An 11,377-nucleotide genomic window follows, 5' to 3' on the forward strand; every position below is an offset into this window, starting at 1 on the left:
CGCGATGCGGGCTCGTAGTACAAGCAGACCGGCCCCGCCCACAGGTTGTGGGCGGGGCCGGGAGTGCTAGGCCGGGGTTACTTGGTGGCCTTCAGGGCGAAGTTTTCGGTGACCGGGGTGCCGGCTACCAGCTTGGTGGTGCGGGTTTGGGGTTTGTAGCCGTCCTTGGCGGCGATCAGGGTGAGGGGGTTGTTGCGACGGTCCAGCCAGTAGGCGTAGTTGCCGTCCTTGTCGGTGATGAAGGTGTACGACGACGCCCAGGAGTCGACCTCGACGGTCGCGCCCGACAGGGGAGCGGTGACGCCCGAGGTACTGACGCCGCTGACCGTGCCGAGGAGCTTGCTCCAGGTGGTCGGTGGGGTGACGTTCATCTTCACGTCGACCGGGTTGACCGTGTACGGCGTGTTCTCGCCGATGGTGACCGTGGCCGTGTAGGTGCCCGGCTGGTCGACGCTGGCGCTCAGGCCCACCTTGACGACGACCTTCTCGCCCGGGGCCAGGGTGGCCTCGGTCTGGTCGACGGTCAGCCAGCTGACGTCGGCCGACGATTCGGAGCAGTCCTCGAGACCGGGCAGTACTTCGCTGCTTGCGGTCGCGTTGAACGATCCGGACGAACCGCCGATCTTGTAGAAGCCGCAGGCCGCGCCACCGCGGTACCGCGGCTGGTTGGCGTTCGGTGTCGCGGTCCACGTGTTGGCGGCCGCGTCGTAGGCGAAGCCGGCGTTGGTGATGGCGCCGCCCTGGACGCCGCCGACGACGATCAGCTTGCCGCCGGCAACCGAGTTGGACGAGGCCCAGTGGTCGGCCGGAGCGTCGGCGATCGGCGACCAGGAGTTGGCCGACGGGTCGAAGACGTAGCCGCCCTTCTGCGCCGCTGCTCCGTCGTTACCGCCGGAGCAGTACACCTTGCCGTCGATCGCGCCACAGGCCAGGAACGCCACCGACTTCGGGTAGTTGGCAACCGTCGACCAGCTGTTGGCTGCCGCGTCGTACGCGACGACCGAGTTGGACATCGGGGTGCAGTTGGCGCTGGTGCAGCCACCGACGGCGTACAGCTTGCCGTCGAGGACAGCGGTACCGGCGGCCGCCCGCGGAGCGGGGTTGTCGGCGACCGGGGACCACTTGTTCGCGGCCGGGTCGTAGGACCAGGTCGCGGCGTCCGGGCCGGCGGCGCCCCAGCCGCTGCTGGCGATGATCTTGCCACCGACAGCACCGACGCTGACCGCGTTGCGGGCACCTGGCAGCGGCGCGATCGCCGTCCAGGCCAGCGTGGCCGGGTCGTAGACGTAGTTGTTCGCCGACGAGGCCGAACCGTTGCCGCCGGCAATCGAGTAGATCTTGCCGTCGACGTTGACCGTCCGGTTGTCCATCACGACCGCCGGGTAGTCGGCGATGTCCTGCCACGGGGCCGCGAGCGGCTTGACCGGAGCAGCGGCACCGTTCGTCTTGCCGGCCAGCTTGCTGCCGAAGTACGTCGGGACCTCCAGCCGCTGCAGCGGGGCGCCGGTGCCGGTCAGCACCTGCGTCTTGGTGGTGGTGCTGCCGTTGGCGTTCTGCAGGACGAAGCCGCCGTCGCGCTCACCGAACTTCAGGTCGACCGGCGCGCCGCCGGTGTTGGTGACGGTGAACGACTTGGTGACCTTGCCGTCGGGCATCCTCAGGTTCGCCGAGATCGCCGACGGGGTGACGCTGACCCGGCCGGCGGCCAGGGTGAAGTCGGCCGGGGTGACCCAGTCGGCTTCGACGTTCACCGACTGGTTCGCCGAGACGTAGTTGCCGGCCTTGGCGGTGAAGCTGTGCGTGTCGGAGTCCGACGAGTACAGCCAGTAGAAGCCGTCGGCGAGCCCGGTGTCGTCCGGGGTGGCGACGGTGGTCGCGGTCTCGGCCGGCTTGTCGTCGCGGGTGACGACGGCGCCGTTGACGAAGCCGCCGGTGTTGGCGTCCTTGACGTTGCCGACGACGAGGCCGCCGCCGGTCGGCTCACAGGTGACCGTGCTGCCGATCAGGACGTTGTCGACCTGCCACCACCACTCGTACGAGGCGTCGTAGTAGTGGAACCGAACCTGTACGGCGGACTTGCCGGCCGCCTGCGGGATCGGGATCTCCTTCACCCCGCGCAGGTCCGCGGTCTGGGCGACGAGGTTGCTCCAGGTCGCGCCGCCGTCGATCGACAGATCCACGTCGGCCTTCTCGCCGGACAGGTAGTTCAGGTCCTGGTTGAAGCGGACCACCGGTGCGGTGACCGCGCTGAGGTCGACGACCGGGCTGACCAGCGAGGTGTCCTGGGACTGCCCGGAGCCGTACTTGTCGCTGTCGACGATCGCGAAGCCGCCGGTCCCGCCGGTCAGGTTGCCGCGGTTGCCGGCATCGGTGAACTTCCAGGTCTGGCCGTTGCCCTTGTTGTCCACGACGGTCCAGCCGCTCGGCGCCGCGGTGCCGTCGAAGGTCTCGTAGACCCCGTCCGAACCGTTGCGGTAGCCGGGTGCGGTCAGGCAGGCGTCGCTGCGAACCGGTACTGCGACGTTCTTGGTGAGGTTGCCCGTGCCGACCGTGATCGGCTGGGTCACCGTCTGGTAGCCCGGGTACTGCGACTCGACCTTCAGCGAGTACGACGAGCTCGACGGGACTTTGAGGCTGTACCGGCCGTTCGTCGGAGTCGTGTAGTCGAAGACCCCACCTGGGCCGACGACGCTCACCTTCGCGTACAGCGGCCAGCCGTGGCCGGAGCCGTCGGTGATGGTGCCGCCGACGTTCACCGTCGGAGCGGAGGCGAGGGTGAAGTCCTTCGTCGTGGTGGTGTTCAGGGTGACCGTTGCGGTGGCTGTCTGGCCGACGTAGCCGAAGGCGGCCACTGCGATCGAGTAGTCACCGGCAGGCAGGATGGCCGAGTAGCTGCCGTCTGCCGAAGTGGTCAGCACCTTGTCCGGAGTACCGGTCTGGCTGATCGTCACCGAGGCGCCGGCGACAGCAGCACCACCGGTCGCGGTGACCTTGCCCTTGAGGGTGCCGGTGTCGCCGACCGGGGCCGCGTTCAGCAGTGCGAGCGCGTCGAGCCGGCCTTCGCCGTACACGTTGTTGTTGGTCGCGGTACCACCACAGGTGGTGTCGGACTTGTCGACGGCCGTTTGGTTGAGGAGCGCCCGGGTGGCCGCGACGTCGCCCTTCAGGCTCGGCGCGCCCGACCACAACAGCGCGACGACACCCGCGAGGTGCGGTGTCGCCATCGAGGTGCCGTTGAAGGCGCCGTAGGTGTTGCCGGGCAGGCTCGACCGGATGTTGACACCCGGGGCCGAGATGTTCGGCTTGATCACGCCGTTCTGGCCGGAACCGCGGCCGGAGAACGAGGCGACGTTGTTGTTGATGTCGTAGGCACCCGCGGAGTAGATGCTCTGCGTGCTGCCGGGTGAGCCGCTGGTGTTGCACCCCGGGCCGCTGTTGCCGTTGGCGAACACACCCATGATCCCGGACGCGGTCCAGGCGTTGGTGACGTCCTCCATGAACGGGTCGTTCGACGGCAGCGTGCTGCCCCAGGAGTTGTTGATGACGTTCGGCCGCTTGCTCGCGTCCGGGTTCTGACCGGCGAGGTTGGTCGGCTCGAGCATCCACTGCCCGGAGCTGATCAGCGCGTCGTCGCTGGGGCAGCAGCCGTTGGCGGCGATCCACTTGACGCCCGGTGCGACGCCGACCTGGTTGCCCGCGCCGTCGTCGCCGGCCATGGTGCCCATCGTGTGGGTGCCGTGCCCGTTGCCGTCGGCCGGTGCGTTCGGCGAGGTGCCGGCCGCGTCGAACCAGTTGTAGTTGTGGTCGAACTGGCCGTTGCCCAGGTTGCCGCGGTAGGAGTTCACCAGCGCCGGGTGGTCGTACTGGACCCCGGTGTCGATGCTGGCGACCACGATGCCGGCGCCCTTGTCGCCGTACTGCGACCAGACCTGGTCGGCCTTGATGTTCGCGATACCCCACTCGACCGAGTTGATCTGGTGCTCGGTGGTCCCGACGGTGGTCTTCGGGATCTCGTACTTGACCGGGTTGTAGATCGCCTCGACCTCGCTGCGCGCGGCCAGGCTCTGCGCCATCTCCAGCGAGCCGCCCTTGACGACGATCGCGTTGGTGGCCCAGTAGCTCTTGTACGACGCGTGGCCGGCGTCCAGCTGGGCCTTGACGCCCGCCTGGCTCTCCGCGGCGGTCTTCTTCAGCGCTGCGGCGACCGCCGTACCGCGCTGGGTCCAGTCGGTGATCTTGCTCGCGGCGGTCAGGTCGGCCTTGGCGCTGAAGTGGACCCAGAAGTCCGTGGCTTCCTTGGCGTTGTCACCCTGCAGCTTCGATAGCAGATCAGGCTTGATCTTGCTCACCGGCGCGGGCGTCCCGCTGGGTTTGGTGGGTGGTGCCGCCTGGGCGGCCGAGGCCAGCCCCGTCGTGATCACGGCAACCGCCGCCAGAGCACTCACCAGAGATCTGGCGAGTCCCCCTCTTCGTTGATGTGACATCTCTGCAGCCCCTCACTTGTACATCCCCGAGTCGGCCCCCGAGCCAACTTGCGAGGTGCAGGGCCTCGCAGCTCCCCGGTGCTGAACCGGTTCTGCGAACGCTCCGTGCCCCCCAGGTCGCGGCATGTGACGCCGCGAGCTTGTCGTGGACCCTATGTGTCACGCAAAGGTCTGAACAAGCACACTTCGTGAGCAAGACGTCACTAGCGGTTGCCCGCTTCGAGGCAAAGCCCGCCATTATTTGTCAATCCGTTGACGATTACAGGCAGGGGTTGACACCGTAGCCGGATGGTCACCGCCCGTGTTCCTGATCGACCGAACGACCCCGCCTCGTTTCCCCTGCTCATCGCCGTCAACGCCTCGCTCGAGGAGCGGGTCCGGCTGGCCGAACTGGTCGACGACGTCGCGCCGCTGCTGCTCGTCTCCAGCCTGGACGAACTCCGCAAGCTGATCTCGCCCGCCGCCCAGCAGCCTCCTGAGCAACCCGAACCGCCCGAGCCGGCCGTTGCGGTCACCCGGACGCGACCTGAGCGCAGGACGCGGTCGGCCGACGTACTCACGATCGATTCGGCGCGGTCGGTGGCGCAGTGGCGGGACCGGGAGGTTCCGTTGACGGAACTGGAGCACGATCTGCTGCTGCAGTTGACGATCGAGCCGCTGCGAACCTGGACGTACGAGGCGCTGCACCAGGCCGTCTGGGGCAACCGGCATCTGCGCGGAACGGCCGATGTGCATTCGCTGGTGAAGCGGTTGCGGCGCAAACTCGACGAACTCGGTACGACGGTCACCATCGACGCGGTCCGGGGGACCGGCTTCCGGCTCACCGATCACCAGCGACCGTCGATCACCGGATTGCGTGCCGGGTAGCCTCTGAACTCGTGCGCTTCTCAGCCTTGCGTCAGCTCGAATGCCCGAAGTGCGGTCTCGTCCACGACCCCGATCAGGTGATCGGTCTCTGCGACTGCGGCTCGCCCCTGCTCGCCCGCTACGACCTCGACGAGGTGCGGGCCGGCCTGACCAAGGCGGAGGTCGCCTCGCGGGCGCCGGATCTCTGGCGGTACCACGAGTTGCTGCCGGTCCGCGATCCGGCGAACGTGATCAGCCTGGGGGAGGGCATGACCCCCTTGCTCGCCCTGCCGGCGTACGGGCGGGAGCTCGGCGTACCGAACCTGCTGATGAAGGACGAAGGGCTGATCCCGACCGGCACGTTCAAGGCGCGCGGGGCCGCGGTCGGGGTGTCGCGCGCGTACGAGGTCGGCGTGCGGAAGATCGCGATGCCGACGAACGGGAACGCCGGGTCGGCGTGGGCGACCTTCGCGGCCCGGGCGGGGATGGAGGCGCTGATCGCGATGCCGATCGCGGCGCCGGAGATCTGCCGGCGGGAGGTGACGATCGTCGGGGCGGAGCTGAAGCTGATCGACGGGTTGATCGGTGACGCCGGCGCCTGGATCCGCGAGCAGTTGGCGACGCGGGACGGCTACCTGGACGTGTCGACGTTGAAGGAGCCCTACCGGATCGAGGGCAAGAAGACGATGGGTCTGGAGATCGCCGAGCAGCTGGGCTGGAAGATGCCGGACGTGATCCTCTACCCGACCGGTGGCGGCGTCGGGCTGATCGGGATCTGGAAGGCGCTGGCCGAACTGGCCGCGCTCGGCTGGGTCGACGGGCCGATGCCGCGGCTGGTCGCGGTACAGGCCACCGGGTGTGCGCCGATCGTGACGGCGTGGGAGAAGGGACTGCCGGAGAGCGAGCCGTGGGCCGACGCGAAGACCGTTGCCTTCGGCATCACTGTGCCGAAGGCGCTCGGTGATTTCCTTGTCCTGCAAGCGATCGCGGAGACCGATGGTTGCGCGATCGCCGTGGACGACGAGGAGATCCTTGCTGCTCAGCGTCGCTGCGCCGAGGTGGAAGGCGCCTTCGTGTGTCCCGAAGGCGCCGCCAACTTCGCTGCTGTCCGGCAACTCCGGGCGTCGGGCTGGATCAAGGCCGATGATCAGGTCGTTGCCCTGAACACCGGTACCGGCCTGAAGTACCCGGAGACGGTCCCGCTCTAGGCCTGCCCGCGGCGGACCGCGAGGATGTGCGCCGGCTCGCCGTTGGGGTCGAGCTTGACGTAGTTCTGCTGGCCCCAACGCCAGGTGGCGCCGCTGATCTCGTCGTACACGGTGAAGGTGTCCTCCGGGCGCATGCCGAGGGCCGCCATGTCGAGGTGGACCATCGACTCGCGGACCGAGTGCGGGTCGGTGTTCACCACGACGATGACGGTGTCGCTGTGCCCGTCCGGGCCGGTGACCCGCTTGGAGAAGCACATGATCTGGTCGTCGTCGACCGTGTGCAGGCTCAGGTTGCGCAGTTGCTGGAGCGCGGGGTGCCGGCGCCGGATGTTGTTCAGCAGCGTGATGTACGGCGCGAGCGTGCGACCCTCGGCGGCAGCCGCCTCCCAGTCGCGCGGCCGGAGCTGGAACTTCTCGGTGTCCAGGTACTCCTCGGAGCCCGGCCGCAGCGCGACGTGCTCGAACAACTCGTAGCCCGCATACACACCCCAGGCGGGTGCGGAGGTCGCGGCGATCGCGGCGCGGATCTTGAACGCGCCCGGACCGCCGTACTGCAGGTAGGCCGTCAGGATGTCCGGCGTGTTCACGAAGAAGTTCGGCCGCAGGTAGTGCCCGGTCTCCTGGGTCAGCTCCTGCAGGTACTCCTCCAGCTCCCACTTCTCGTTGCGCCAGGTGAAGTAGGTGTACGACTGGTGGAACCCGACCTTCGCCAGCTCACGCATCATCGGCCGGCGGGTGAACGCCTCGGACAGGAACACCACGTCCGGGTCGGTCTTGCGGACCTCGCCGAGCAGCCATTCCCAGAAGTTCACCGGCTTGGTGTGCGGGTTGTCGACCCGGAACACGGTGACACCGTGGGAGATCCACAGCTTCACGATCCGCAGCACCTCGGCGTAGATGCCCTCGGGGTCGTTGTCGAAGTTGATCGGGTAGATGTCCTGGTACTTCTTCGGCGGGTTCTCCGCGTACGCGATCGAACCGTCGGCGCGGACCGAGAACCACTTCGGGTGCTCGGTCACCCACGGGTGATCCGGCGAGGCCTGCAGCGCAAGGTCGATCGCCACCTCGAGCCCGAGCTCGCGGGCCCGGCCGACGAAGTAGTCGAAGTCCTCGAAGGTGCCGAGCTCGGGGTGGATCGCGTCGTGACCGCCCTCGGCCGAACCGATCGCCCACGGCGAACCGGGGTCACCCGGCTTCGGGTCGAGGGTGTTGTTCGGACCCTTGCGGTACGAGTGACCGATCGGATGGACCGGCGGCATGTAGAGCACGTCGAAGCCCATCTTGGCGACGGCCTCGAGCCGCTCCGCCGCCGTACGGAAGGTGCCCGACTTCCAGGTCTGGGTCTCCTCGTCGAACCTCGCGCCTTCGGAGCGCGGGAAGAACTCGTACCAACTGCCGTAGAGCGCGAGGCGACGGTCCACCCAGACCGGGAAGGTCTCGGAGGAGGTGATCAGTTCGCGGACCGGATACCGCCCGAGGGCGGCGCGGACCTGCGGCGAGATCCCGGCGGCGAGCCGGGCCTCCGGCGGCAGTGCGCCGTTCGCCAGCGCCTGCGCGGCGTCACTCAACGTACTGCGGTCCACGCGCACCGCCGGTGGCACACCGGCCGCGGCGCGGTCGAAGAACGCGGCGCCCTCGGCGAACATCAGGTCGACGTCGATACCGGCCGGGATCTTGATCTCGGCGTTGTGCCGCCACGTCCCGTACGGATCGCTCCAGCCCTCGACCGCGAACGTCCAGGCACCCTGCTCCTGCAGGGTGACGTCGACCGTCCACCGGTCGCTGCCCTGGCCGACCGGGGACATCAGCATCCGTCTGGTCTGTCCCGTCGGCGACGTCAGTACGACGTTCGCGTTCACCGCGTCGTGTCCCTCGCGGAACACGTCGGCCGCGATGGTGAAGGTCTCGCCGACCGACGCCTTGGCCGGATACGCTCCGGCGTCGACGGTCGGGCTGACGTCGGTGATCGGGATGCGCCCAGTCATGGAGTTAACGAACCTTCGCTTTCCGACTAGCGGGGACAGAGAAGTACAGCACTGACGTTATCGGTTCCCATTGTGTCGCCACGCCATGCAAGGGTCACAGTTCGGTCGGTCTGTCCACGACTCGGTCGGTTGCCTCACCGGTCGGTCCTGCCGTGCAACTGGTCTGGTCCTGCAAGATCTTGCTCGCGTTGCAAGATTGATGCATCCCGAGGGTGTTCTGGGCTCGGTCTGCCGGTACGGTGTCCCGGTGCGAGCGATACGACGATTCTCCGTCCGCCCTGTCCTGCCCGAGCCGCTGACCGGTCTCGGCACCCTGGTGAACAACCTTCGCTGGGCCTGGCACCCGGAGACACAAGATGTCTTCGAGGCTGTCGACCCCCAGCTGTGGCGGTCCACCGGCGGTGACCCGGTCCGGCTCCTCGGTGAGGTCCCGGCGGCCCGGCTCGACGAGCTGGCGAACGACCATGCCTTCCTGCGCCGGCTCGAGCTGGCGGTGGCCGACCTGACCGGTTACGTGACCGACGACCGGTGGTTCCAGTCCGACGCCGGTACGCCGGTCAACTCGGTCGCCTACTTCTCGCCGGAGTTCGGCATCACCCACGTCCTGCCGCAGTACTCCGGCGGTCTCGGCATCCTGGCCGGCGACCACCTGAAGGCGGCCAGCGACCTCGGCGTGCCGTTGATCGGCGTCGGCCTGATGTACCGGCACGGCTACTTCGTGCAGTCGCTGAACCGCGAGGGCTGGCAGCAGGAGCGGTACCCGCTGGTGGACCCGGACGGGCTGCCGATCAGCCTGCTCCGCGACGGCGAGGCACCTGCCCTCGTCACCGTCACCCTGCCGGGCGGCCGCGAACTGCACGCCCAGATCTGGGTCGCCCAGGTCGGCCGCGTGCCGCTGCTGATGCTCGACTCCGACATCGAGGAGAACGAGGCCGCCGAGCGCGAGGTCACCGACCGGCTGTACGGCGGGACGACCGAGCACCGGCTGCTCCAGGAGCTCCTGCTCGGCGTCGGCGGTGTCCGCGCCGTCCGCGAGTACTGCCGGATCACCGGCCACGCGGCGCCCGAGGTCTTCCACACCAACGAGGGCCACGCCGGCTTCCTCGGCATCGAGCGCATCCGCGAACTCGCCACCGAGCAGCAGCTCGACTTCGACACCGCGCTCGAGGTCGCCCGCGGCGGCACCGTGTTCACCACCCACACGCCGGTCCCGGCCGGCATCGACCGGTTCCCGGTCGAGCTGATCCAGCAGCACTTCTCGCCGGACGTGTTCGGCGACGGTGTCCCGATCGACCGGATCCTCGCGCTCGGCGCGGAGGACTTCGAGAACGGCGACCCGAGCGTCTTCAACATGGCGATCATGGGGCTGCGGCTGGCCCAGCGCGCCAACGGTGTCTCCAAGCTGCACGGCGTCGTCAGCCGCGGGATGTTCGCCGGGCTGTGGCCGAGCTTCGACCCGTCCGACGTGCCGATCACCTCCATCACCAACGGCGTGCACGCGCCGACCTGGGTGGCGCGGGAGATCTCGGCGCTGACTTACGCGAACGCCGACCAGGGCGACTCCGAGGGCATGTTCGAGGGTCTGGACAAGACCACCGACGCGCTGCTGTGGGAGACGAAGCGGATGCTGCGGCAGCGCTTCATCGACGACACCCGCGCCCGCGTCCGCGCGTCCTGGGTGAACCGGGGCGCGTCCGAGGCCGAACTGGGCTGGGTCGACTCGATCCTGGACCCCGACGTCCTGACGATGGGGTTCGCGCGCCGCGTACCGTCGTACAAGCGTCTGACGCTGATGCTGCGCGACCCGGCCCGGTTGAAGGCGCTGCTGCTGCACCCGACCCGGCCGATCCAGATCGTCATCGCCGGCAAGGCCCACCCGGCCGACGAGGGCGGCAAGAAGCTGATCCAGGAAATGGTGCGCTTCGCCGACGACCCCGAAGTACGGCACCGCATCGTCTTCGTGCCCGACTACGACATCGCGCTGGCGCAGCCGATGTACCCGGGCTGCGACGTCTGGCTGAACAACCCGCTGCGTCCCTACGAGGCCTGCGGTACGTCGGGGATGAAGGCGGCGCTGAACGGTGCGCTGAACCTGTCGATCCGCGACGGCTGGTGGGACGAGTGGTACGACGACGAGTTCGGCTGGGCGATCCCGTCCGCCGAGGGCATCGAGGACACCGACCGCCGCGACGACCTCGAGGCGCACGCGCTGTACGACCTGATCGAGAAGCAGGTCGCACCGCGCTTCTACGACGGTGACGTCCCGGGCCGCTGGATCGAGATGCTCCGGCACACGATCAAGGAACTCGGCCCGAAGGTGCTCGCGACCCGGATGGTGCGCGACTACGTCGAGCGGCTGTACGTGCCGGCCGCGCACTCGTCGCGCGAGCTCAACTCGACGTACGAAGGTGCGCGCGCGTTGGCGGCGTGGAAGAAGAAGGTGCGGGCGGCCTGGCCGCAGATCCGCGTCGACCACGTCGAGTTGCAGGGCCTTGGCGACGTACCGCAGCTCGGTACGACGGTCGGGATCCGCGCGTATGTGACGCTGGGCGACCTGACTCCTGGCGATATCGACGTCGAGGCGCTGCACGGCCGGGTGAACTCCGACGACGAGATCACCGACCCGGTCCGGGTGTCGCTGTCGCTGGCGGAGACGTACGAAGGCAACCGGCACCGGTACGAAGGTGAGCTGAAGCTCGACCGCACCGGCCCGTTCGGCTACACGGTCCGCGTCCTCCCGAAGAACGCGATGCTCGCCAGCCCCGCCGAACTGGGCCTCGCCGCAGGCCCCTCGGACCCCGAGGACCCGGAAACCCCGGACCTCCCCGCCGGCTCCGAGTTCTAACCGTCACTC

5 protein-coding genes are annotated in these 11,377 nt (G+C 68.5%); 3 read left to right on the forward strand and 2 right to left on the reverse strand.

Annotated elements, in window-relative coordinates; translation table 11 throughout:
- Positions 1-77: 77 nt before the first annotated feature.
- A complete protein-coding gene (locus EV138_RS35690) occupies positions 78-4,445 on the reverse strand; it encodes a S8 family serine peptidase (protein ID WP_238158596.1) in 4,368 nt (1,455 codons plus the stop codon).
- Between the two features lie 327 nt (positions 4,446-4,772).
- Between EV138_RS35690 and EV138_RS35695 the strand changes: the two genes are divergently transcribed.
- On the forward strand, positions 4,773-5,351 hold the full coding sequence (locus EV138_RS35695; RefSeq protein ID WP_133985027.1) for a winged helix-turn-helix domain-containing protein: 579 nt from the start codon (positions 4,773-4,775) through the stop codon (positions 5,349-5,351).
- A gap of 11 nt (positions 5,352-5,362) precedes the next feature.
- A complete protein-coding gene (locus tag EV138_RS35700) occupies positions 5,363-6,538 on the forward strand; it encodes a threonine synthase (protein WP_133985029.1) in 1,176 nt (391 codons plus the stop codon).
- Here the strand turns inward: EV138_RS35700 and EV138_RS35705 are convergent.
- Positions 6,535-8,523, reverse strand: a complete 1,989-nt coding sequence (locus EV138_RS35705) for an alpha-1,4-glucan--maltose-1-phosphate maltosyltransferase (RefSeq protein WP_133985031.1) — start codon at positions 8,521-8,523, stop codon at positions 6,535-6,537. The two genes, EV138_RS35700 and EV138_RS35705, sit on opposite strands and share 4 nt — an antisense overlap.
- Positions 8,524-8,770: 247 nt before the next feature.
- Here EV138_RS35705 and glgP point away from each other — a divergent pair, with 247 nt between their 5' ends.
- Positions 8,771-11,368, forward strand: coding sequence for an alpha-glucan family phosphorylase (glgP, locus tag EV138_RS35710; RefSeq protein ID WP_133985033.1), 2,598 nt, complete (start codon positions 8,771-8,773; stop codon positions 11,366-11,368).
- Positions 11,369-11,377: the final 9 nt, after the last annotated feature.

This window comes from Kribbella voronezhensis, assembly GCF_004365175.1.
Taxonomy (GTDB): Bacteria; Actinomycetota; Actinomycetes; order Propionibacteriales; family Kribbellaceae; genus Kribbella; species Kribbella voronezhensis.